Raw genomic sequence first — 22,661 nt, 5'->3', positions numbered from 1 at the left:
CGCTTACCGTTTTAGCTCCTGCCCACACAGAAGGAGCGAATCAGCAATGAAAGTCCTGCTTATCGGCGCGAGCGGCCGGACCGGTCGCCACATTGCCCGGCAACTACGCGCTGCATCCCTTCCCTTCAAAGTCTTGCTGCGCAAATCCGCGCAACGCGGTGAGTTCGCCGCGCTCGGCGCCGAGATCGTGCTTGGCGATCTGACACACGATTTCTCCCACACCTTCGACGACGTCACGCATGTCATCTACGCCGCAGGATCGGCGGAAAGCGAAGGTGTGAATGAGGAACGGGCGATTGACCGCGACGCGGTCCAACGTACCGCCGACTACGCGAAACGCCGCCGCACAAAACAACTCGTGGTCATCAGCGCAATCTCCGCCTACTGGCCTAAATCGAGCCCGCTTGCCCTCAAGCACTACTCGAAAATGAAGCGCGAAGCCGACGACTACGTCCAGGCAAGCGGCGTCCCGTACGTGATCTTGCGGCCGGGACCGCTCTCCGATGAAATCGGCCGTGGCACGATCGTGCTCTCCACGCAACGCAGCGCGGATGCGGCGCCCGTTTCACGCGAGGATGTTGCACGCGTCGCGGTGGGATGCATCAAACGCGATGTGCGTGACGAGGTGATTGGTTTTATCGGCGGCGATGTGCCAATAGACGATGTGCTCGATACCGTTCAGACAGCCCCGATCAACCGATAACCCACGCCGGTTTCAGTGACGATATGTTCCGGCTGCGCGGCGTCCCGTTCAAGTTTCTGCCGCAGATGCGCCATGTAAATGCGCAGGTAGTGGTGGCTTTCCACATGCGACGGCCCCCACACTTCCCGCAGTAACTGGCGATGCGTCAACACGCGGCCGGCGTGTCGAACCAAGGTGGAAAGCAGCCGGTATTCGATCGGCGTCAGGTGCACGAGCACGCCAGCACGCGTGACCTGGCGCAGGCCGAGATCGATGGAAACGTCGCCGAATTTCACCAAAGGCGATTCACTCGATGCCGCCTGATTGCGACGCCGCAAGTGCGCGCGAATCCGCGCCATCAGTTCCGATACGCCGAACGGCTTGGTCAGGTAATCATCGGCGCCTGCATCGAGCGCGGCGACCTTCTCCTCTTCCTGCGTACGCGCCGACAACACGATCACCGGCAACTCGGTCCAGCTTCGCAGTTCGCGGATCACATCGAGACCGTCGGTATCGGGCAGGCCGAGATCGACGATGACCAGATCCGGCTTGCGCGTGGCCGCCTCGACCAGCCCCTGTTTACCCGTTTCCGCCTCGTGCACGGTAATGCCCTCGGCCTCGAGCGACGCGCGCACAAAACGGCGAATCTGCTTCTCGTCCTCGATCAACACGACAGTGAGGTTAGGTTCGCTCATGAGGTTTTATGAAGGCTTGGGTCCGGCGGAGAAAGATCGACGAAGTCCTGTTCGGCTTCATCGGAGAAACTGGGTACTGGGGGCGCTGCATCCACGGGCAAGGTGAACCAGAAGCGGGCGCCCTGGACCTGCGGGTGCGGGAGGATATCGTCCAGCCGGTTATTCGCGCCGATTGTACCGCCGTGCGCCTGCACGATCGCGCGGCAAATCGAGAGCCCCAACCCGATGCCCGGCTTCGCCGATTCCTTCTCGCCGCGCGTGAATTTCTCGAACACACGGTCGCCCATGTTCGCGGGCAGACCCGGACCATTGTCATCGATATAAACACGCACGAACGGCTTGCCATTCACATTCACACTCTCCGCGCCAATCACGAGCTTCGAGCCCGGCGGCGTATATTTCGCGGCGTTCTCCAGCAGGTTGGAGAAGAGGCGTTCCATCAGCACGGCATCGAGTTGCAGGAACGGCAGGTCGGCGGGCAGACGCACCTCGACCGGACGGCCGCTCAGAACGCGCCGGCACGCCCGCAACGCCGCGCCGACCGTCTCTTCAAGCAGCGACCACTGCCGGTTCAGCCGCAGACCACCCGCCTGCAAGCGCGCCATGTCCAGCAGGTTCGTGACAATGCTGGTCATGCGCAGCGATTCATCATGGATCGCCGCGATCAATTCGGCATTGGCCGGTGAGCGGGCGTCACCGCGCGCTTCCGCCAGCATGGATGCAAAACCAACGATGGTCGTCAGCGGCGTGCGCAAATCGTGCGAGATGGCGGACAGCAGCGAATTGCGCAAGCGTTCGGACTCCATGCTCACGAGCGCGTCGCGCGCAATTTCCACGTAGTGCACCCGTTCAAGCGCCAGCGCGATCTGCGCGGCGAAGGCATCGAGCATGCGCTTTTGCTCGGGGACCTCGAGCTCTCCGGCGTTGCGCGTAACGACCGCGAGCACGCCGCGCGTGCGCATCGGCGCCTTGAGCGGCAGATAAAGCGCGGCCGTGGCGGGTAGCGTGTCCGTGCCATGACCGGCTGGCTGCTGATGGTCGTAGACCCATTGGCCGACATCGATATCCAGCGCGCTTGCATCGAGCAGCAATGCAGCAGCGGACGTATCCGATGGATCGAGTTTCTGGCGGACTTTGTCGCTGGAATCGGGCAGGAGCATCGCGACTTTCGCCCGGAACACTTCGCTCACGTGCCGCATGCCGATACCCACGATCTGCTCGACGCCAAGCGCCGCGCCGAGTTCGCCGGCCATTGCATACATCGCGCCCGTCCGCCGCTCGCGCTTGGACGCCACGCGCGCCTCGCGCCGCAAGCTCGATGTGAGGTGGCTGATCACCAGCGACGTCAGCAGCATGCCGGCGAAGGTCAGCAGGTATTGGGTATCGGAGACAGTCAGCGACATGCGCGGCGGCACGAAGAAGAAGTCGAAGGCCGCGACGCTCAGGAACGACAGCAGTACGCCCGGGCCACGGCCAATCCGTGCCGCTGCGTAAATCACGCCGATCAGATAAAACATCACGAGGTTCGTGAGGTCGAAATGATTGCGGATCTGGCTCGCGAGCAACGTGATGACCGCGCAGATCGCAATGGCGTACGCGTAGCCGCGCGGCGCCGAGCGTTGCTCGCGCGCGGCGCTCAACGCGTCGTGCCAGTCGGGCGCGATCCCCGCCTCTTCCGGCGACGATCCGCTTTGAACACCCCCGCGGCTTGCTTCACTCAGGTCGCTTTCCCGCGCTCGAATCAGCGTGAGATCGAGATCGCCCGCGTGTTCCGCCAGCCGCTCGCCAAACGACCGTTTTATCCATCGTGCGAGACCGCGATGTTTCGATGCACCCGCCACCAGCTTCGATGCATTGCGCGCTTGCGCATAGCCGATCAACGTCGCGACGGCATCGTCACCGGCCAGCGTTACCGTCTCGGCGCCCAGTTCGGCGGCGAGCTTGAGCGCGGCGAGCGTGCGCTCACGGCGGGCATCGGGGAGTTTTTGCAGTCGCGGGGTTTCGACGTACACCGCGATCCAGTCCGAGCGCAGGCTTGCCGCGAGCCTTGCCGCCGCGCGCGCGAGCGTGGGGGCTTCCGGTCCCGGCCCGATACACACCACTAGCCGGTCGCGCGCCTGCCAGATTCTCTCGATAGAACGATCCGCGCGATATTCGCGCATCTGGGCATCGACGCGATCCGCCGTGCGCCGCAACGCCAGTTCGCGCAGCGCGATCAGGTTGCCCTTGCGAAAGAAATTGCGGACCGCGTGTTCCGCCTGCTGCGGCATGTAGACCTTGCCGTGCCGCAGCCGTTCAAGCAGCTCCTCGGGTGGAAGATCGACGAGCGTGACTTCATCGGCCTGATCCAGCACGCGATCCGGAACCGTCTCGAACACGCGGATCTGCGTGATCTGGCCCACGATATCGTTCAGGCTCTCCAGATGCTGGACATTCACCGTGGTGTAGACGTCAATGCCCGCCTCCAGCAGTTCATGCACGTCCTGCCAGCGTTTCAGATGACGCGCGCCGGGGACGTTGGAATGAGCGAGTTCATCGACGAGGAGAAGCTGCGGGTGACGCTGAAGCGCGGAATCGAGATCGAACTCCTGGAGCGCATGGCCGCGATACAGCATGTTCGCCAGCGGCAGTTGTTCAATGCCTTCCAGCAACGCGGCTGTTTCACTTCTGCCATGCGTTTCCACTATGCCGATGACTACATCGTCGCCCTGTTGCTTCCTGCTGCGCGCCGCCAGCAGCATGGCGTAGGTCTTGCCCACTCCCGCGGACGCACCAAAGAATATCTTCAGCCGTCCGCGATGACGCTTCTCTTCCTCTCTCTGCAATTTGCCGAGCAGCTCGTCTGGGTTGGGGCGGTTCATTTTTTAGCTTTGCGGAGCAATCGCGTCCGAGGCGAGGTTCGGTTTCTGTGTTTCAACATCGACATACTGACACGCGGCTTTCCCGGTAGGACGAGCTAGGCATATTCCCTAAGTATTGAACGATGGCCCGAACATTAAGCGCGCCGACATAAAAGGCGGATCAAAGATCAGGATACGGACGTAAAGAATGTGTAAATGAAGTTGTGGGAGACCTTCGCAGCGGCTCTTGGTGCTGCGGCTCTTGGTGCTGCGGCTCTTGGTGCTGCGGCCTTATAGCGGGCGTTTGAGGGGATTTGAGGAACGCGGATCGCGGCGGTCTCTCCGCAGAGCTCAACGCATTTCGCCTTCCGCTTTGGACGGCGCGGCGTGGACGAAAGCCGCGTCCGCCCCGCTTCACGCTCGTGTCAAGGCAGGAAGATTGTCGATCCCGTGGTCCGGCGCGCCTCCAGATCCTCGTGCGCCTTTGCCGCGTCGGCCAGCGGATAACGCTGCCGTACGCTGGTCTTGACCTGGCCTGTACTCAACACATTGAACAGTTCACCCGTCATCTCCTCCAGATCGCTGCGTTTAGCGATATAGCTGAACAACGTGGGACGCGTGAAATACAGCGAACCGCGTCCCGCGAACTCGGACGAATCGATGGGTGGCAACGGCCCGGATGTATTGCCGAAACTCACGAACATCCCCAACGGCGCAAGGCAGTCGAGCGATGCCGTGTAGGTGTCCTTGCCGATTGAATCGTAGACCACCGGCACGCCCGCGCCGTTCGTGATCTCGCGCACCCGCTTCGTGAAATCCTCGCGGGTATAGACGATCGGATGATCGCAGCCGTGCGCCTTCGCGAGTTCAGCCTTCTCGTCCGACCCAACCGTGCCGATCACCGTCGCGCCGAGCGCCTTCGCCCACTGGCACGCCAGCATGCCTACGCCACCCGCCGCCGCGTGAATCAGGATCGTGTCGCCGGCTTTCACGCGATACGTCCGTCGCAACAGATACTGCGCAGTCAGGCCCTGCAACATCACCGACGCCGCGTCTTCGTACGCTATGGCGTCGGGAAGACGCACGACATACTGCGCCGACATGACCCGTTCCTGCGCATAAGCACCCGGCGGCCGCGACGCGTAAGCCACGCGGTCACCCACATTGAACCCTGTCACGCCTTCACCGACCGCAGTTACCTCACCCGCCGCTTCCATGCCGAGTCCAGCGGGCAGCGGAATGGGATATAGCCCGGTACGAAAGTACACGTCGATGAAGTTCAAGCCGACCGCATGATGTTTCACGCGAATCTCGCCCTTGCCGGGTTCGCCCACTTCGACGTCGACCCATTTCATCACTTCCGGGCCACCGGTTTTATCGAATCGAATTGCCTTTGTCACCCTTGTCTCCTTTTGCCGGCGAGTGCCGGCCGCTATGTAGCGATGCCTAAACCCGGTCCAGGCGTAGCTTCAGATCATCGAGAATCATGCGTGCTGTCGCCAGATTCGTCGCGCACGCGACGTTGTGGACGTCGCATGCGCGCACCAGCGCATTGATATCCGGCTCATGCGGTTGCGGCGTCATGGGGTCGCGCAGGAAAACCACGACATCAACCCGCCCCTCGGCCAGTTCAGCACCAATTTGCAGATCGCCGCCGAACGGTCCGGAGAGCTTGCGCTCCACTTCCAGACCATGGGCCGCCGCAATCCTCGCACCGGTCGTACCGGTTGCCACCAACCGGCACTGCGCCAGCGTGGCCGCAAATTCGCCGGCCAGCGCCACGATGTCATCTTTCTTCATGTCGTGCGCGATCAGCGCGACGCGTGGGGTCATCGAATGCCTCCTGGTTGTAATGTTTTGTAGCGATCGACGATCAATATGTGCCTGGATAAGCGCCGCCGTCGATCAGCAGGTTTTGCCCCGTGATGTAGCCGGCGTGGACGCTGCACAAATACGCACACGCCTTCCCGAACTCCTCCGACGTACCGAAGCGGCCCGCCGGCAGCCGGCTCATGCGGCGTTTCTTGGCTTCTTCAAACGAAATATTGGTCGCCCTCGCGTCCGCCTCGAACGTGCTGACGAGCCGATCGGTATCGAAAGAACCCGGCAGCAGGTTGTTGATGGTGACACCCGTCGCCGCGACCTTGCGCGACAACCCTGCAACAAAACCCGTCAAGCCTGAGCGCGCGCCGTTCGACAGACCCAGCACGTCGATAGGCGCTTTCACCGACGAGCTCGTGATATTCACGACACGTCCAAAGCCACGCTCGATCATGCCGTCGAGCGTCTTCTTGATAAGTTCGATTGGCGTGAGCATGTTCGAATCAAGCGCCTTGATCCAGTCGTCGCGCGAGAATTGGCGGAAATCCCCGGGCGGCGGGCCGCCGGCGTTGTTCACGAGGATGTCCGGCGCAGGACACGCGGCCAGCGCCGCGGCGTGGCCTTCCGCCGTGGTGATGTCGCACGCTATGGCCGTCACAGTCACGCCAAAGTTTGTACGAATGTGCTCGGCCGTGGCCTCAAGCGGACCGGGCGTACGCGCCAGGATCACTAAGTTGACACCCTCGGCTGCCAGCGCCTCGGCGCAACCGCGTCCCAGGCCCTTGCTGGCCGCGCAAACGAGCGCGGTGCGCCCCTTGATTCCCATGTCCATTTGCTGTCCCTTTCTGGTTGCCCGAGTTAAAACCGCTGGAAACGGTCGCCGCCCGGGGTAATGAAGTCTGGTGCCGAATCCTGGTTCGCCGCCCTCTGTGCGGACCGCGTGATGCAATTCTAGAAGAATGAGGGATCGGACGTCGGCCGCGCAATAGACCGGACGACCTATCGCCCGCAATCTCCGCCAATCTCCACTTTAGGCGCGCCTAATTTGGGTAAACTGGCGTCATTGCTTGAGCACAGCCACGCAAGACCTACGCGGTGTCAGAGCTGAACGAAACACCCGATTCACCCGAATCCACACTTAATGCCGCGGCAACCGCGCGAATTCCATGAAACAGGACAGCCGCTTTCCCAATCTCTTCATCCTCAGTCACCCGCTGATTCAGCACAAGCTGACGCACATGCGGGACAAGGACACGTCCACGCGGACGTTTCGCGAGTTGCTGCGCGAGATCACGCTGCTGATGGGTTATGAAATCACGCGCAATCTGCCGCTGACTACGAAGCGTGTCGAAACACCGCTGGTCACCATCGACTCACCCGTGATTGCCGGCAAGAAGCTGGCAATCGTGCCGGTTCTGCGGGCCGGTATCGGCATGTCGGATGGGTTGCTCGACCTGATTCCATCGGCGCGGGTCGGCCATATCGGCGTGTATCGCGCGGAGGATCACCGGCCGGTCGAATATCTCGTGCGCCTGCCACCCGATCTGGAAGAGCGCGTGTTCATCCTGTGCGATCCCATGCTGGCGACCGGCTATTCGGCGGTTCATGCCGTGGACGTCATGAAACGGCGCAAGGTGCTGGGTGAGAACATCATTTTTGTGGCGCTGGTTGCAGCGCCTGAAGGCGTGAAGGTTTTCTCGGACGCCCACCCGGACGTGAAGCTGTACGTGGCCTCGCTCGACTCGCATCTGAACGAGCACGCGTATATCGTGCCGGGCCTGGGGGACGCCGGCGACCGGCTATTCGGCACGAAAAACTAGCGCATTTAATCGAGCAGTAACAAGCGCAGAATCGAGCGCCAACGCGGGAACAAGCAAGGGCGTGCGCACCGTCGGAGCAAGGCCAACGCCTGCCGAAGCGGCGCGCCATGATAAAATTCGGGTCCGCCAAATAAGTGGCCGCGCTTGGCCGGCTGAAGAATCAAATGACGGGACTTCCTGGCGTCATTCGGTTGGTTGCAGGTTGTCGGCGAGAGTGACAATTCGCGGGAATCGTAAATTTGCGTGAATTTGCAGATTTTCAGCAACCTGTCCGGCCCCGCAGAACCCTGGAACCGGGTGTGCGTGTGGCACTCAAGCCCTGCATTATGCGGCGCGAACATAAAATGCCGGCCGGCGAAAAGCGCCTTTTCGGGATAGGGCGGCATCATTGACACACAAGCGTGCGAGAGCAACTCGCGCGCGATGGAGAAAGGTATGGCGGGTCATTCAAAATGGGCCAACATCAAGCATAAGAAAGCGGCGACCGATGCCAAGCGTGGCAAGGTCTGGACGCGTCTTATCAAGGAAATTCAGGTCGCGGCACGCATGGGCGGCGGAGAAATGGACACGAACCCGCGACTGCGGCTCTCCGTCGAAAAGGCCTACGACGCCAACATGCCCAAGGACAACATCAACCGCGCGATCCAGCGCGGCGTGGGTGGTGTCGATGGCGCGACGTACGAAGAAATCCGCTACGAAGGCTACGGTATCGGCGGCGCGGCGATCATCGTGGACACCATGACGGACAACCGTACCCGGACCGTTGCGGAAGTGCGCCACGCGTTCTCGAAGTTCGGCGGCAACATGGGCACGGACGGCTCGGTGGCGTTCATGTTCGATCACGTCGGCCAGTTCCTGTTCGCTCCCGGCACGTCCGAGGACAAGCTGATGGAAGCGGCGCTCGAAGCGGGCGCGGACGACGTGGTAACGAATGACGACGGCAGCATGGAAGTGGTTTGCCCGGCCAACGACTTCCAGAAGGTGAAAGACGCACTGGAAGCCGCGGGTTTCAAGGCCGAAGTGGCGGAAGTCGTCATGAAGCCGCAGACTGAAGTCGAGTTCACCGGCGAGGAAGCGGCGAAAATGCAGAAATTGCTCGACGCGCTGGAAAATCTGGACGACGTGCAAGAGGTGTATACCAACGCGGCCATCGACCTGGAATGATTGCTGGGTAAGTAAGTCGGTGAGTCGGGCGGCCATCAAGCCGCGCCGCTCCACTTACGTGAACGGCCGTGCAGCAAGGTTTTGACCGGCAGGACATGGAACGCGCCCTTGCCCGTTTCTGGCTCGATTGCTGCATGGGTAGCCGATGCGTTTCAGTCGTTTATTTGATTAATCAGCGGTGCCGGGCGCGGGTAGACGAATAGCGCCGTCATGGGTGAATAAACGGATCGGCTGGCGCGTTATGTGAAAGGCAAGCCGGCGAACTGCGCCGAGCATGCTCCCGAAATACAGGCCAGTTAGTATTTATTGAAGTGAGCCGAACCTGGCCGGAAGTTGTGTTTGACAGCCGGGAAGTCGAGTGACGCAGCCGCGTGATGGCGCGAACCACTTCTCCGGGTCAAAACACCCGACGGCAATTCGGCAGACGACCGGCCGAGATCCGGCGCATCGCAAAAGCAGATATCCGCGGATCAGGCGCGGTGGACCCGTTTAAATGAGCTTGAATCGGTACCAATCGATTCAAACCGGTCCGCCCTCCTGCCGCCATGAATTTCTTAAGATCTTCGAGGATTTAAATGAAGTTACTCGTCGTCGGTTCCGGCGGTCGCGAACATGCGCTCGCTTGGAAACTCGCGCAGTCGCCGCGCGTGCAGATGGTTTATGTCGCGCCGGGTAACGGCGGCACGGCTCAGGACGAACGTCTGCTCAATGTCGACATCACCGATCCTGCCGCACTCGCCGATTTCGCCGAGAAAGAGCAGATTGCGCTGACCGTGGTCGGCCCCGAAGGCCCGCTCGCGGCGGGTATTGTCAACCTGTTCCGCTCGCGCGGCCTGAAGATCTTCGGCCCGACCAAGGAAGCCGCGCAACTCGAAAGCTCGAAGGACTTCGCGAAGGCGTTTATGAAGCGCCACGCTATCCCGACGGCGGAATACGAAACGTTCACGGACATCGCCGCTGCCCACGCGTATCTGGACACGAAAGGCGCGCCCATCGTCATCAAGGCCGACGGTCTGGCTGCCGGTAAGGGCGTAGTCGTGGCAACGACGCTTGAAGAAGCGCATGCGGCCGTGGATTCCATGCTCGCCGACAACAAACTGGGCGACGCCGGTGCGCGCGTGGTGATCGAGGAATTCCTGGACGGCGAGGAAGCGAGCTTTATCGTGATGGTGGACGGTAAGCACGTGCTTGCACTGGCGTCGAGTCAGGACCACAAACGTCTGCTCGACGGCGACAAGGGCCCGAACACCGGCGGAATGGGTGCCTATTCGCCCGCGCCTATCGTCACGCCGCAACTGCACGCCCGCGTCATGCGCGAAATTATCCTGCCGACGGTGCGTGGCATGGAACAGGAAGGCATCCGCTACACCGGTTTCCTGTATGCGGGCCTGATGATCGACGCACATGGCAATCCGAAAACGCTCGAATTCAATTGCCGGATGGGTGACCCGGAAACGCAACCCATCATGGCTCGCCTGAAGGGCGATTTCTCGAGAGTGGTGGAACTGGCGATTGCCGGGACGCTGGCGACCGCGGAGATCGAATGGGACCGGCGTACGGCGCTGGGCGTCGTGCTGGCTGCGCACAACTATCCGGACACGCCGCGCAAGGGTGACCGGATCAATGGCATTCCTCCGGAGACGCCGGAAGCCGTGACGTTCCATGCCGGCACTACGCTGGAAAACGGCAAGCTCAGCACATCGGGCGGACGCGTGTTGTGCGTCGTGGGTTTGTCGGACTCGGTACGCGGCGCGCAGTCCGTGGTCTACGATACGATCAATCAGATCGCGTTCGACGGCATGCAGTATCGGCGGGACATTGGTTATCGCGCTCTGAATCGTAAAGCGACAGACCGGCACGGCTGAAGCGCGGAGATGCTGGCTACGTGGCCGGCTAATGTCGCGATGCCATCGCGGGAAATCTCCAAAACCGCAAGATCGCAGCACATTGAGCAACGCACTGCCGGACCTTCGCGTCCGGCAGCGTGTTTTAGAAGGAACGCGCACGAGGCCAGGCAACTCTGGACCGAACCAGGGTTTCCGCACTCCGTGCTATTTGCCCGCAAGCCGTACAACCGTTCACGATGACCGCTCCAACCTACGACGTACAAGCTGTCCGCACTTATTTGACCGGTTTGCAAGAGCAGATCGCGCAGACGCTTGGCGCGTTCGATGGCAACGAATTCCTTATCGATTCCTGGCAGCGCGGCCCGGAAGAACGATTGCGTGGAGGCGGCAGCACACGCATCCTTGAAGGCGGTCAGTTTTTTGAACGCGGTGGCATTGGTTTCTCCGATGTAGCCGGCGACGCTTTGCCAGCCTCGGCGAGCGCCGCGCGTCCGCAACTGGCCGGGCGTGGTTTTGAGGCCATGGGCGTGTCGCTCGTCATGCATCCGCGCAATCCGCACTGCCCTACCGTGCACATGAACGTGCGCCTGCTGATCGCGACGAAAGCGGGTGAGCCACCGCTGTTCTGGTTTGGCGGCGGCATGGACCTCACGCCGTACTATGGCTACGAGGAAGACGCGCAGCATTTTCACGGCGTCTGCCGGAATGCGCTGACACCTTTCGGCACGGATCTGTACCCGCGTTTCAAGAAATGGTGCGACGAGTATTTTTATCTCAAGCATCGGAATGAATCGCGTGGGATCGGCGGAATTTTCTTCGACGACGTCTCGGAACCCGGTTTCGACGAATCGTTCGCCATGATGCGCAGCGTCGGCGACAGTTTCCTGGCCGCGTATCTACCGATCATCGAACGCCGGCGCGACACGCCTTACAGCGAAGCGCAGCGTGAGTTCCAGACGTACCGGCGTGGCCGGTACGTGGAATTCAATCTTGTCTTCGACCGTGGCACGCTATTTGGGCTGCAAAGCGGCGGCCGTACGGAATCCATCCTGATGTCGATGCCGCCGGCTGTCACGTGGCGCTACAACTGGAAACCGGAGCCGGGTACGCCCGAAGCCCGGCTTTACTCCGATTTCCTGGTGGCGCGAGAGTGGCTATAAAGAACGACGAACCAAGAATCACGAAAGAAGCCGCAGACTAGCTGCAGACTATGAGACCTGAGCGTTGCACTTGTTGCAATCTGTCCCCGAAGAGGATCGTCCACTGAAACCGAACCTCCCTTGTGCTCGACGTGTCGGTTTGCTGGGCGGCACGTTCGACCCGATTCACGACGCTCATCTGGCCCTCGCGCGCCGTTTCGCCGAGTTGCTCGACCTGACCGAACTTGTGCTGTTGCCGGCGGGTCAGCCGTGGCAAAAAAAGGATGTCACCGAGGCGCATCATCGGCTTGCCATGACCCGCGCAGCAGCGGATTCGCTGCATGTGGAAGGTTTGCAGGTTATTGTCGCCACCGATGAAATCGACCACGACGGCCCAACCTATACCGTGGAGACGCTGGCTCGCTGGCGCGCGCGAGAAGGTGCGGACGCGTCGCTGTCGCTTTTGATCGGCGCCGACCAGCTTGTCCACCTGGATTCATGGCGCGACTGGAAACGCCTGTTCGAATTTGCGCACGTGTGCGTGGAAACCCGCGCTGGATTTGACGTCTCAACGGTTTCTCCTGCTGTCGCTGAGGAAATTGCCGCGCGCAGCGCGCCGGCTGAGGTGCTGCAATCCACGCCGCACGGCCATCTGCTGATTGATTCCGCACTGGAGCTGGAAGTGTCGGCGACCGAAATCCGCGAGCAGCTGGGAGAACGCCTGCGGGCGCACGCGGCGGGCGAGATAGACGCCGAGAGTCATGTACCGTCCGCCGTATGGGACTATATTGTTCAACACCACTTGTATCATCGGTAAAAACCATCGGTAAAAATATGGAAATTCAAAAGCTTCAACGCGCGATCATCGACGGTCTCGAAGACGTCAAGGCGCAGGACATCAAGGTGTTCAACACCACTCACCTGACCGCCCTCTTCGACCGTGTCATCGTCGCGAGCGGCACATCGAATCGTCAGACCAAGGCGCTAGCCAACAGCGTGCGCGACAAGGTCAAGGAGCTGGGCGGCGACGTCCTCAGCACCGAAGGCGAGGAGATTGGCGAATGGGTGCTGGTGGATTGCGGCGACGCAGTCGTCCACATCCTGCAACCGGCGCTGCGCCAGTACTACAACCTCGAAGAGGTCTGGGGCGACAAACCCGTGCGCGTCAAGCTGCAAAGCTCGGGTGGCTTCAGCGGCGCCCAGGTCAGCGTGTCGGACGAAGACGAGGACGACGAGCCCGCCGCCAAGCCGGCTCGCAAGACTACGCGGCGCTAACACTGAACACTGGCCGAACGCGAACGTCGCGCTGTCCGTCGCCATAGAAGCGCGGAGATAGCGCGGGCGTAGCGCTTCGCAATGCCGCCATGAAACTTCACATCCTTGCGGTCGGCCACAAGATGCCCGACTGGATCGCGACCGGCTTCGACGAGTATGCGAAACGCATGCCGCCCGAGCTGCGCGTCGAGTTGCGCGAGATCAAACCCGAACAACGTTCATCGGGACGTAACGCCGAGAGCGTGATGGCCGCCGAACGCGTGCGGATCGAGGCGGCGCTGCCCAAGAATGCGCGGCTTGTCGCACTCGACGAACGCGGCCGCGACTGGACCACCATGCAACTTGCCGGCGCATTGCCGGACTGGCAGCAGGAAGGACGCGATGTAGCGTTCGTGATCGGCGGCGCCGACGGTCTGGACCCGCAAATCAAGGCGCGTGCCGAAGTCTTGCTGCGAGTTTCAAGTCTCACGCTGCCGCACGGCATGGTCCGCGTGCTGCTGGCCGAACAGCTTTATCGCGCGTGGAGCATCACGCAGAATCATCCCTATCATCGCGCTTGAGGCGTGGCATCGGAGCGTTGAACGACTACGCCTGAGGCTACGGCGCCTGACCTTCAATTTATCCGCGAACATGCCATTAACCACCTTCCCTTTCGTCTATCTCGCGTCACAAAGTCCCCGGCGGAAAGAACTACTTCAGCAACTCGGCGTGCGCTTCGAGTTGCTGCTGCCGCGTCCCGATGAGGACGCCGAAGCGCTCGAAGCCGAGTTGCCCGGCGAGGCTGCTGACGCCTATGTGCTGCGCGTTTGCGCGGCAAAGGCGCAAGCCGCCTATGCCCGCCGCCTTCACGGCGATCATCGCGTGGCGCCCATCCTGGTTGCCGATACAACCGTCACGCTCGATGGCTCGATCATGGGCAAGCCAGACAGCGCCGACCATGCCGTCGACATGCTCGAACGGCTATCCGGGCGCGATCACGAGGTGCTGACAGCGCTTGCCGTGGTCGGTGCCGACGGCGTTCTGCTCACGCCTGTTCTATCGCGTTCGCTCGTGCGCTTCGCCGCTGTCGAACGTGCTGCACTGCAGCGTTACGCGGCCACGGGCGAACCGCTCGGAAAGGCCGGTGCGTATGGCGTTCAGGGACGCGCGGCAGCGTTTATCGAACGGATCGAAGGGTCCTATTCGGGTATCATGGGCCTGCCTCTTTTCGAAACAGCAGCACTCCTGCGCGTGGCGCGCGTCGACTTCTAAACAGTCCATGAACGAAGAAATCCTGATCAACGTCACACCGCAGGAAACCCGTGTTGCCCTCGTTCAGCAAGGCGCGGTGCAAGAACTTCACGTCGAGCGCACGTTGTCGCGCGGGCGCGTTGGCAATGTGTATCTCGGCAAGGTCGTGCGTGTGCTGCCGGGCATGCAGTCGGCTTTTATCGATATCGGGCTTGAGCGCGCGGCGTTCCTGCACGTAGCGGATATCTGGCATCCCCGTATTGCTGGCGAAACGCATTCGAACACGCCGCATACGCCGATCGAGAAGATCGTATTCGAAGGTCAGGCGCTGATGGTGCAGGTGGTGAAGGATCCTATCGGCACCAAGGGCGCGCGGCTTTCCACGCAGGTGAGTATCGCGGGGCGGACGCTGGTTTATCTGCCGCAGGAACCGCATATTGGGATCTCGCAAAAGATTGCGAGCGAGGCCGAGCGCGAGGCCATTCGGGCACGGCTCACGGCCGTTCTTCCTGTCGATGAAAAAGGCGGGTATATCGTCCGGACGATCGCGGAAGATGCGTCGAGTGAAGAACTCGCGGCTGATGTCGCTTATTTGCGCAAGACGTGGCAAACAATTGTCGCGCAGGCGCAGCGGGTGGCGCCAACCTCGCTGTTGCATCAGGATCTTAATCTCGCACAGCGCGTGTTACGCGATTTCGTCAACGACGAGACTTCGCGTATTCAAGTGGATTCGCGCGAGACGTATCAAATGCTGGCCGACTTCGCGATCGAGTTCACACCCGCTGTGGCTTCGCGCGTGCATCACTATGGCGGCGAGCGCCCGCTCTATGACCTGTACAACATTGAAGCGGAGATTCAGAAAGCGTTGTCGCGTCGGGTAGATCTGAAGTCCGGTGGTTATCTGATGATCGACCAGACTGAGGCAATGACTACTATCGACGTAAATACGGGTGGTTATGTAGGTGCCCGTAATTTCGACGATACGATCTTTAAAACCAATCTTGAAGCAGCGCACACCATTGCACGGCAACTGCGGTTGAGGAATCTTGGCGGCATCATCATTATCGATTTCATCGATATGGAGAACGTCGAGCATCGCGATCAAGTGCTTGGCGAGTTGAAGAAAGCGTTATCGCGAGATAGAACGCGCGTGACGGTGAACGGGTTTTCGCAGTTGGGGCTGGTTGAGATGACACGCAAGCGTACGCGTGAATCGCTCGCGCATGTGCTGTGCGAACCGTGTCCGACCTGCGATGGCAAAGGCCAGGTCAAGACGCCGCGCACCGTGTGTTACGACGTGCTGCGCGAGATCATGCGTGAATCGCGTCAGTTCAATCCGCGTGAGTTTCGCGTGGTGGCGTCGCAGCAAGTGATTGATCTGTTTCTTGAGGAAGAGTCGCAGCATCTGGCCATGCTGATGGACTTTATCGGCAAGCCGGTTTCGCTGCAGGTTGAGTCGAACCTGAGTCAGGAACAATACGATATTGTTTTGATGTGAGAACTCGGCGAGAGCAAAACGCTATTGCTGCCCGAGGATATCCACGGGTACAGAAAGCGCCCCGGCTATCGCGGCAAGTTTCTTGAAGGTGCCGTTTCGCTTCCCACTTTCAATCTGGCTCAAGTACGGTTTACTGATGCCAGATGCTTCGCTCAAAGCTTCTTGAGTGAGCTTGCGATATTCACGCCAGGCGCGTATTGGGTGTACGCCGGCTAATTCAGCATCCAGCACAACTGCGGGCACATGGAAACCGTCATCGGCTGCTTTCGCTTGATCAAAAAGCGCTTCGTCATCGAGATCCTCGATCAACGGCGCGACGCGGTTCCAAATTTCGATAGGCACGATTGCGAATTCAGCACGACCGTCGCGTTCGATAAATTGGATGGTGGTCATTCGTAAGCCCTCCTCGAGGTTTGACGGCAAGCACCAAGACCACTAGTTTGCCATCGTTGATTTCAAACAAAACACGCCAGTCACCAACACGTAACCGACAGCCATCACGTCGGGTCAGTTTCTTCACGTTAGGGAAACGCTGATTTAATCGACGCGTTTGTAAACGCTGTGACGTAGTGAAGCGTTGTTAGAGCTGGAACGACGACGGAGCGATACGGATGCGACAAATCAGTTTTGCGAGTGCAGAACACCAAGGCAAGAAGCGGGTTACGCGGCGCGAGAAATTCCTGGGCGAGATGGAGCAAGTCGTGCCGTGGTCGCGCTTGCTGGGGGCATTGGAGCCCCACTACCCGAAGGGCGCGAGGGGGCGTCCGCCAATTGGGCTGGAGCGCATGCTGCGGCTGTACTTTGTGCAGCAATGGTACGCATTGTCCGACGAGGGGCTGGAAGATGCGGTGAGCGACAGCGCGGCCATCCGGCAATTTGTCGGTATTGATCTGGGACATGAGGAGGCGCCGGACGCGACCACGGTGCTGAAGTTTCGTCGGCTGCTGGAGGCGCACAAGTTGACTGCTGTGCTGTTGGAGGAAATCAACGCGCACTTGCGCGAGCGCGGGCTGATGATGCGCGAGGGGACGATGGTGGACGCCACCTTGATCAACGCACCGACCTCGACGAAGAATCGCGACAAGGCGCGCGACCCTGAGATGCATCAAACGAAAAAGCGTAATCAGTGGTACCACGGGATGAAGGCGCACGTGGGCTTGACGCTGAGTCGGGCCTGGTGCATAGCACGCACTACACGGCGGCCAACGAGTCTGATGTGGCACACACCCATGAGGTGCTGCATGGTCAAGAGGATCACGTGTTTCTCGATGCGGGTTACACGGGAGTGCAAAAGCGCGAAGAGATAATGAAGGCGCAAGGCGACGGTGCCATCAAGACGCAAGTGCAATGGTCGGTGGCGATGAAGCGTGCCAAGCTAAAGGGCATGGCCGAAGGGCCGTTGAAGCAGTTGACGCAGGCCCTGGAGAAGGTCAAAGCGCAAATCCGGGCGCGGGTCGAACATCCGTTTCATGTGGTGAAGAACCTGTTCAACCAGAAGAAGGCTCGCTACCGGGGCCTGGCTAAAAACGGTGCGCAGTACGATGCGTTGTTTGCGCTGGGCAATTTGGTGATTGCAAAGAAAGCGTTGCTGCAATCAATGGAGAACTCCGTCTGCAAGGCGGCGTAGCGCGCAAAAAGGGGGGGAAAGCCCCACAGAAGTGAAAATTCTCAGCGGCTGGTAGGCAAATCCGCTGCCGGTTCACGAAGGAATCCGCATCGTGCGCACAGCGTTGCACGATGCTGCTTTGTTCAGCGTTTCCTTAGCAGCCGAATACGGATCGTTCGCAAGCAGTTTTATCTTCGCTTGGATCGTAGCAGCGACGTTACGCGGCATTGTCTTAAGTACCTTGGCGGCATCTTTGGTGTATTCGATTATGTACATAACAAACGTTAGCATAATGCTAACATATTGCAAACACCGCCATCTCGGAACACCCCCTCCCCCTCACCGCCGCAAACTCCGGTCAATCGCCGCGACCAATCCTTTAAGCGAAACCGGTTTGCTCAAATGCCCGTTAAACCCGGCATCGAGCGCCCGCATGACATCTTGCTCACGGCCAAACCCGGTAAGCGCCAGCGCAGGCAGCCGCGCGGTCCGCGGCGTCTTTCGCATCCGCTCGATCATCTCGTAGCCGTTCATGGTCGGCATGCCGATATCCGACAACACGACATCGAATTCCTCCTGCGCCACCGCTTCAAGCGCCCGCTCGGCGCTCGGCTCCGCGCGCACCTGCGCACCCTCCATTTCGAGCAGCGTACGAAACGCCTCCAACGCTTCGATGGAGTCATCGACGAGCAACACCCGCAAGCCCCGCAAGATGCCCGGATCAACAATTTCACGCGGCGTTTCCACCGGCACCGACGATGCGTTTTCCGGCAGCCACAGCCGAAAGCGCGCACCTTGCCCCTTCCCCGCCGACTCCGCTTCAATATGCCCGCCATGCAACTCAGCAAGTTGCTTCACGAGCGACAATCCAATCCCCAGGCCGCCTCGGTCCCGCCGTCCGCCGCCATCGGCCTGACTGAACATCTCGAAGATACGCGGCAGGAAGCCGGGATCAATACCCTGCCCCGTATCCGCCACCTCGATACAAACCAGCCCCTCATGCCGCGATAAAGCGATCCGCACCCGTCCGCCACGCGGCGTGAATTTAAGCGCATTGCGCACGAGATTCCAGACCATCTGCTCGACGCGCTCGGCATCGGCATGAATCATCACGGCGGCATCGGTTCCCACCGCCGACAACTCAATGCCACCCGCCTGCGCATCCGCCACGCTCGCGGCCACGACCGCGTGCAGCACGGACGCGATCTCCACCGGCGCGAAGCGGAGCGCGAGCTTGCCGGTACGCACACGCGACAGGTCGAGCAAGTCGTCGATGATCCTGGCCTGCCCGGCGACCGCACGCTGAATGGCATCGGCGGCGTCCTGCACGCTCGAAATCTCCCGCACATCGGGTATGCGCGTGAGCAATTCCGCCTTCACGTGAATCAGGTTGAGCGGGTTCTTGAGCTCATGCGACAACACCGAAAAGAACTCGTCCTTCAACCGGTTCGCCGCTTCGGACTGCGCACGAATCGCGCGTTCGAGCGTAAGCGCCAGTTGCTTCTGGCTCTCGATACCGGTCTTGTCGGTGACATCGCGGGCAATCTTCGCGTAACCGCGGAATTGATCGGATTCGATAGGCGTAGTCACACCGCTGCAATAGATTTCGGTGCCGTCGGCGCGTACGTGCCAGCGTTCGTCTTCCACACGGCCAGCCTGAGTGGCGCGCTGCCGCTCGCGCAAAGGCGCGCGCGCTGCACGATCGTCGGGGAGAAAAATAAGGTCCAGCGGCTGGCCTCGCACTTCGCTTTCCACATAGCCAAAGATGCGTTGCGCACCGCCGTTCCACGTGACAACCAAACCGTTCATGTCCAACACGATGATCGCGTAATCGTTTGTGGTCACGGCGGCCAGCCGCAAGCGTTCCTCGCTGCTGCGCGCCGCCGCTTCGGCCGCGCGGCGCGCCGTGATGTCGATCAACGTGATGACCGCCCCGTCAATCTGATCGTCCGCCGTGCGATACGGCAGCACCCGCGCAAGGAACCATTCGCCGCGGTCCGTGCGGACCTCGCGCTCGGTGAACGTGAGCGTGTCGAAGGCCGCGCGTGCATCGGTGGCCATCTCCGGATAGTCGAGCCGATGCGTGAGATCCAGCAGCGGCCGCCCGATGTCCGACGCAATCAGCTTGAAGAGCCCGACCGCCGGCGCCGTATATCGCTTGATACGCATTTCCCGATCGACGAATACCGTCGCAATGCCGGTGGACGAGATCAGGTTGCGCAGGTCATCGTTCGCCTTGGAGGTCTCGGTGACGGTGTCGGAGAGTTCCAGATTCACCGTCACCAGTTCTTCATTGACTGACTGCAGCTCTTCCTTGCCCGCTTCGAGTTCCTCACTGGTCGAGCGCAACTCTTCGTTGATCGCCTGCAATTCTTCATTCGACGCCATCAACTCCTCGGACGACACGCTGGCGTCCTCGCTCAACGTGTCCATCTGCGTCTGCGCACGATACGGGTCCTGTTCCAGATCGCCGAGTTTGGTGACATCGGCGGAGACGTCGTGTGCGGGCGAATTCGGTTGAACTGCTGCATGGGCTTCGTTCCCGGCCTCGTTCTCATTCTCTGTCTCGTCGAAGAACACGACAACCACGTCTTCGCCACTCTCATTGTCCTTGAACAGCCGTGCCGATAGCTTGACGAACGATGACGTCTCGCCACGCGAAAAGCACACGCGCTGCGACACGACGCTGTCCCCGTCGCGCAATACGCGATGCAGCGTGTTCCGCAATTCCGCGCGCAGCTCCGGATTGACGAGCGTGAGCAGATTGCGCGAGGGCTCGCCGCCAACATACTGAAGGAAACGCCCGGCGTGATCGGACATATGCAGGATGGCGCCATCGCGATCCACGGTGACGTTCGGCGGCGCGTAACGCTCGAATACGCGCCGACGCAGCGCCGTGAGTGACGCGGATGTCTCGCGCCCGAGACCCATCCGTCTGGGGACGTCGAAGATCGCGGCGGGACGAATGAGCGGCAGCGGCGGCATGGCACGCGCGCCAATGCGCTTCGATTGATAAATACGGTTGCGCTTGTCCACTTGCTCGAACAAGTCGCTTGCAATGTCGGTGGATTCCGCCGCGCCGAGAAACAAGAACCCGCCCGGCCGCAGCGCAAAGTGAAACGTCTCCAGCACTTGGCGCTGCACGGTCCTGTCGAGGTAAATGAGCAAGTTGCGGCACGAGATCAGGTCCATGCCCGAAAACGGCGGATCGCTCAGGATGTTATGGACAGCGAACACAACCTTCTGGCGCAGTTCCTTGCTCACCTGGAAACTGCCGCCCGGCTTCACGAAAAACCGCCGCAACCGCTCAGGCGATACGTCTGCCACGATTGATCCCGCGTACATGCCCGCGCGTGCTGTATCGATCGCGCTTGCGTCGACATCGGTCGCGAAAACCTGGATCAACGGAAACTTGCCCTCGACCGGCCCATGTTCGATCAGCAGCATCGCGAGCGAATACGGCTCCTCTCCCGTCGAGCACCCCGCCGACCACGCGCGCACCGGATCGTCGGGCGAGCGCCGTGTGAACAGGTTCGCCACGACGCGCTGCTCGAAGGCATCAAACGATTTACGGTCACGGAAGAAATTCGTCACGCCGATCAGCATATCCTTCAGGAGCGCGGTCGTTTCCTCAGGATGCGTTTCGATAAACCGCTTGTACCCAGCCAGATCGGCGACACCATTCACCTGCAGCCGCCGTTCAATGCGCCGCATGACCGTGCCGCGTTTATAGTGCCGGAAGTCATGACCGGTGCGGATGCGCAGGATGGTCAGCAATGCCTGGAGCACGTCAGAATCGTCGTCGATGGTCGAAACAGCCGGCTCGATCCGCTGTTCAATACCGTGTTCAACATCGGGATCATTCGAGGGCAACTCGTCGACGGCATACAGCATCTTCATCGCGCGGGCGTTGTCGCGCAGTTCGATAAGGCGGGCGGGCATCCGCTCGACCGACAGCACGATATCGACGAACCCGGTTGCCAGCGCATTGCGCGGCATCTCGTCAAATTCCGCGTCCGTCGGGTCCTGCACGATGTTGATACCGTTCTGCTCCTTGATCCGTGCTATCCCCATCGAACCGTCGCTGCCCATCCCCGACAGGATGATGCTGATCGAGCGGGCCCGGTGCGCGTCCGCCAGGCTCCGGAAGAACAGGTCGATTGCGACCGGTTTTCGTCGCACCGGATCGCTCGGGACGACATGCAGACAGCCGTCCGCCAGCGATAAATCGTTCGACGGCGAAATCAGGTAGACCGTGTTCTTTTCGATTGGCGTGGTGCCGAAGACCTGCACGACCGGCATGGAGATTGAGCGTTGCAGCACTTCGTCGACATGGCTCGCGTGGTTCGGCGATATATGCAGCACCGCGACGAACGCCATGCCGCCGTCCGCCGGCATGCCCTGAAGCAAACGCATCAGGGCCTGGATGCCGCCCGCGGACGCACCGATACCAACAATCGGGAAATCGACTGAACGAGGATTGGACGACACTGCGGATGAAGATGAGGATTCGGCGGACGAACTGATCCGGGCACCGGGCGGCTTTCTAATGGTCATTGGAGGCTCCTTCCGAGCACTTGCAAACCGGCCGGGCAAAAGCGATTTGCAAGTCTGCTTCCTGGGCCATCCGCGCCGGGTGTCCTTCCGCCTCGCGAGATAGAAACAGGTAATAACGACGTTATCGTCGTCTGCTTATTTCAATGAAATTAATCCTTATTCGGCATTGCGGAGAAAAGATTATTGGTTAATTCAATTGCTTAATTTTCGTAGCGGTATTTGTTGAACATTGCGAAAAATCGTGACGAAGTTTCGGTACAAATGATTATTTTCGAGAAACACAATTCATAAATTGTCGGTAGGTTTTATCGAAACCATACTTGGGTTGTTTAAATCCGCAACGATTACACGTCTCAAATCAACGTCTTAATTAGCACGTTCGGTCGGTTTATCGTTTGCTTCAACTCGTCGCTCCGTTCACGCCGGCAACGAACGTTACGTCCCACGGCGTAAATGTAACAAGCGTGCGGAACAAGCGGCGTTTTGC

At 60.4% G+C, this 22,661-nt stretch carries 19 protein-coding genes; 11 read left to right on the top strand and 8 right to left on the bottom strand.

What is annotated here, in order from left to right; genetic code table 11:
• The first annotated feature begins 46 nt into the window (after nt 1–46).
• Nucleotides 47–703 (top strand): SDR family oxidoreductase, encoded by a 657-nt coding sequence (locus ACMX25_RS03280; protein WP_414948114.1) that lies wholly within the window; start codon nt 47–49, stop codon nt 701–703.
• On the opposite strand, the gene kdpE is transcribed toward ACMX25_RS03280, so the two are convergent.
• From kdpE to ACMX25_RS03255, 5 genes are all read right to left on the bottom strand, one after another.
• On the bottom strand, nt 679–1,377 hold the full coding sequence (gene kdpE / locus ACMX25_RS03275) for a two-component system response regulator KdpE (RefSeq protein WP_414948113.1): 699 nt from the start codon (nt 1,375–1,377) through the stop codon (nt 679–681). The genes ACMX25_RS03280 and kdpE overlap by 25 nt on opposite strands.
• The gene (locus ACMX25_RS03270; protein ID WP_414948112.1) at nt 1,374–4,238 is read right to left on the bottom strand and encodes a DUF4118 domain-containing protein; all 2,865 of its coding nucleotides are present in this window, start codon (nt 4,236–4,238) and stop codon (nt 1,374–1,376) included. The genes kdpE and ACMX25_RS03270 overlap by 4 nt, the downstream gene beginning before the upstream one ends.
• 404 nt (nt 4,239–4,642) lie before the next feature.
• Complete coding sequence (locus ACMX25_RS03265) at nt 4,643–5,617, bottom strand: quinone oxidoreductase family protein (protein ID WP_414948111.1); 975 nt, start codon at nt 5,615–5,617, stop codon at nt 4,643–4,645.
• Between the two features lie 46 nt (nt 5,618–5,663).
• Nucleotides 5,664–6,050, bottom strand: coding sequence for a methylglyoxal synthase (locus ACMX25_RS03260; protein WP_299712802.1), 387 nt, complete (start codon nt 6,048–6,050; stop codon nt 5,664–5,666).
• A 40-nt stretch (nt 6,051–6,090) separates the two neighbouring features.
• Nucleotides 6,091–6,870: an SDR family oxidoreductase gene (locus ACMX25_RS03255; RefSeq protein WP_414948110.1), complete on the bottom strand. Its 780-nt coding sequence runs from the start codon at nt 6,868–6,870 to the stop codon at nt 6,091–6,093.
• Between the two features lie 334 nt (nt 6,871–7,204).
• On the opposite strand from ACMX25_RS03255, the gene upp reads away from it, so the two are divergent.
• The 9 genes from upp to rng all read left to right on the top strand — a co-directional run bounded on the left by upp (nt 7,205) and on the right by rng (nt 16,011).
• Nucleotides 7,205–7,858, top strand: a complete 654-nt coding sequence (gene upp / locus ACMX25_RS03250; protein WP_158936602.1) for a uracil phosphoribosyltransferase — start codon at nt 7,205–7,207, stop codon at nt 7,856–7,858.
• 435 nt (nt 7,859–8,293) lie between these two features.
• Nucleotides 8,294–9,022 carry a YebC/PmpR family DNA-binding transcriptional regulator gene (locus tag ACMX25_RS03245; RefSeq protein ID WP_414948109.1) on the top strand — a complete coding sequence of 243 codons (729 nt, stop codon included), beginning with the start codon at nt 8,294–8,296 and terminating at the stop codon, nt 9,020–9,022.
• Nucleotides 9,023–9,597: 575 nt separating this feature from the next.
• A complete protein-coding gene (gene purD / locus ACMX25_RS03240; RefSeq protein ID WP_414948108.1) occupies nt 9,598–10,887 on the top strand; it encodes a phosphoribosylamine--glycine ligase in 1,290 nt (429 codons plus the stop codon).
• 218 nt (nt 10,888–11,105) lie between these two features.
• Entirely contained in the window at nt 11,106–12,029 is a 924-nt protein-coding gene (gene hemF / locus ACMX25_RS03235; protein ID WP_414948107.1) for an oxygen-dependent coproporphyrinogen oxidase, read from the top strand.
• Nucleotides 12,030–12,099: 70 nt separating this feature from the next.
• Nucleotides 12,100–12,825, top strand: coding sequence for a nicotinate-nucleotide adenylyltransferase (locus ACMX25_RS03230; RefSeq protein ID WP_414948106.1), 726 nt, complete (start codon nt 12,100–12,102; stop codon nt 12,823–12,825).
• A 17-nt stretch (nt 12,826–12,842) separates the two neighbouring features.
• Complete coding sequence (gene rsfS / locus ACMX25_RS03225) at nt 12,843–13,283, top strand: ribosome silencing factor (RefSeq protein ID WP_414948105.1); 441 nt, start codon at nt 12,843–12,845, stop codon at nt 13,281–13,283.
• 89 nt (nt 13,284–13,372) lie between these two features.
• Nucleotides 13,373–13,843 carry a 23S rRNA (pseudouridine(1915)-N(3))-methyltransferase RlmH gene (gene rlmH, locus ACMX25_RS03220; protein ID WP_414948104.1) on the top strand — a complete coding sequence of 157 codons (471 nt, stop codon included), beginning with the start codon at nt 13,373–13,375 and terminating at the stop codon, nt 13,841–13,843.
• 70 nt (nt 13,844–13,913) lie between these two features.
• Nucleotides 13,914–14,534, top strand: a complete 621-nt coding sequence (locus ACMX25_RS03215; protein WP_414948103.1) for a Maf family protein — start codon at nt 13,914–13,916, stop codon at nt 14,532–14,534.
• Between the two features lie 7 nt (nt 14,535–14,541).
• Nucleotides 14,542–16,011 (top strand): ribonuclease G, encoded by a 1,470-nt coding sequence (gene rng / locus ACMX25_RS03210; RefSeq protein ID WP_414948102.1) that lies wholly within the window; start codon nt 14,542–14,544, stop codon nt 16,009–16,011.
• 21 nt (nt 16,012–16,032) lie between these two features.
• On the opposite strand, the gene ACMX25_RS03205 is transcribed toward rng, so the two are convergent.
• Both ACMX25_RS03205 and ACMX25_RS03200 read right to left on the bottom strand, forming a co-directional pair.
• On the bottom strand, nt 16,033–16,404 hold the full coding sequence (locus ACMX25_RS03205; RefSeq protein WP_414948101.1) for a helix-turn-helix domain-containing protein: 372 nt from the start codon (nt 16,402–16,404) through the stop codon (nt 16,033–16,035).
• Nucleotides 16,364–16,531, bottom strand: a complete 168-nt coding sequence (locus ACMX25_RS03200; protein WP_414948100.1) for a type II toxin-antitoxin system RelE family toxin — start codon at nt 16,529–16,531, stop codon at nt 16,364–16,366. Before ACMX25_RS03200 ends, ACMX25_RS03205 begins: the two co-directional genes overlap by 41 nt.
• A 91-nt stretch (nt 16,532–16,622) precedes the next feature.
• Between ACMX25_RS03200 and ACMX25_RS03195 the strand changes: the two genes are divergently transcribed.
• Nucleotides 16,623–17,638 (top strand): IS5 family transposase gene (locus ACMX25_RS03195; protein ID WP_414948099.1). Its coding sequence is split into 2 segments (ribosomal slippage): nt 16,623–17,169 and nt 17,169–17,638, totalling 1,017 coding nucleotides; the frame shifts between segments, so codons are not numbered across the junction.
• Between the two features lie 318 nt (nt 17,639–17,956).
• Here ACMX25_RS03195 and ACMX25_RS03190 read toward each other — a convergent pair.
• Nucleotides 17,957–22,174: a CheR family methyltransferase gene (locus ACMX25_RS03190; RefSeq protein ID WP_414948098.1), complete on the bottom strand. Its 4,218-nt coding sequence runs from the start codon at nt 22,172–22,174 to the stop codon at nt 17,957–17,959.
• Nucleotides 22,175–22,661: the final 487 nt, after the last annotated feature.

This window comes from Caballeronia eucalypticola (genome assembly GCF_047608185.1).
In the GTDB taxonomy this organism is placed as follows: domain Bacteria; phylum Pseudomonadota; class Gammaproteobacteria; order Burkholderiales; family Burkholderiaceae; genus Caballeronia.
Note: the sequence above shows the minus strand (reverse complement) of the source record. Positions and strands in the feature narration are given on the sequence as shown.

What these genes read in the sequence shown, in the direction of transcription:
- ACMX25_RS03280 (WP_414948114.1), top strand. Translation starts at nt 47, where the DNA reads ATGAAAGTCCTGCTTATCGGCGCGAGCGGCCGGACCGGTCGCCACATT.
- kdpE (WP_414948113.1), bottom strand. Translation starts at nt 1,377, where the DNA reads ATGAGCGAACCTAACCTCACTGTCGTGTTGATCGAGGACGAGAAGCAG.
- ACMX25_RS03270 (WP_414948112.1), bottom strand. Translation starts at nt 4,238, where the DNA reads ATGAACCGCCCCAACCCAGACGAGCTGCTCGGCAAATTGCAGAGAGAG.
- ACMX25_RS03260 (WP_299712802.1), bottom strand. Translation starts at nt 6,050, where the DNA reads ATGACCCCACGCGTCGCGCTGATCGCGCACGACATGAAGAAAGATGAC.
- ACMX25_RS03255 (WP_414948110.1), bottom strand. Translation starts at nt 6,870, where the DNA reads ATGGACATGGGAATCAAGGGGCGCACCGCGCTCGTTTGCGCGGCCAGC.
- upp (WP_158936602.1), top strand. Translation starts at nt 7,205, where the DNA reads ATGAAACAGGACAGCCGCTTTCCCAATCTCTTCATCCTCAGTCACCCG.
- ACMX25_RS03245 (WP_414948109.1), top strand. Translation starts at nt 8,294, where the DNA reads ATGGCGGGTCATTCAAAATGGGCCAACATCAAGCATAAGAAAGCGGCG.
- purD (WP_414948108.1), top strand. Translation starts at nt 9,598, where the DNA reads ATGAAGTTACTCGTCGTCGGTTCCGGCGGTCGCGAACATGCGCTCGCT.
- hemF (WP_414948107.1), top strand. Translation starts at nt 11,106, where the DNA reads ATGACCGCTCCAACCTACGACGTACAAGCTGTCCGCACTTATTTGACC.
- rsfS (WP_414948105.1), top strand. Translation starts at nt 12,843, where the DNA reads ATGGAAATTCAAAAGCTTCAACGCGCGATCATCGACGGTCTCGAAGAC.
- rlmH (WP_414948104.1), top strand. Translation starts at nt 13,373, where the DNA reads ATGAAACTTCACATCCTTGCGGTCGGCCACAAGATGCCCGACTGGATC.
- ACMX25_RS03215 (WP_414948103.1), top strand. Translation starts at nt 13,914, where the DNA reads ATGCCATTAACCACCTTCCCTTTCGTCTATCTCGCGTCACAAAGTCCC.
- rng (WP_414948102.1), top strand. Translation starts at nt 14,542, where the DNA reads ATGAACGAAGAAATCCTGATCAACGTCACACCGCAGGAAACCCGTGTT.
- ACMX25_RS03205 (WP_414948101.1), bottom strand. Translation starts at nt 16,404, where the DNA reads ATGACCACCATCCAATTTATCGAACGCGACGGTCGTGCTGAATTCGCA.
- ACMX25_RS03190 (WP_414948098.1), bottom strand. Translation starts at nt 22,174, where the DNA reads ATGACCATTAGAAAGCCGCCCGGTGCCCGGATCAGTTCGTCCGCCGAA.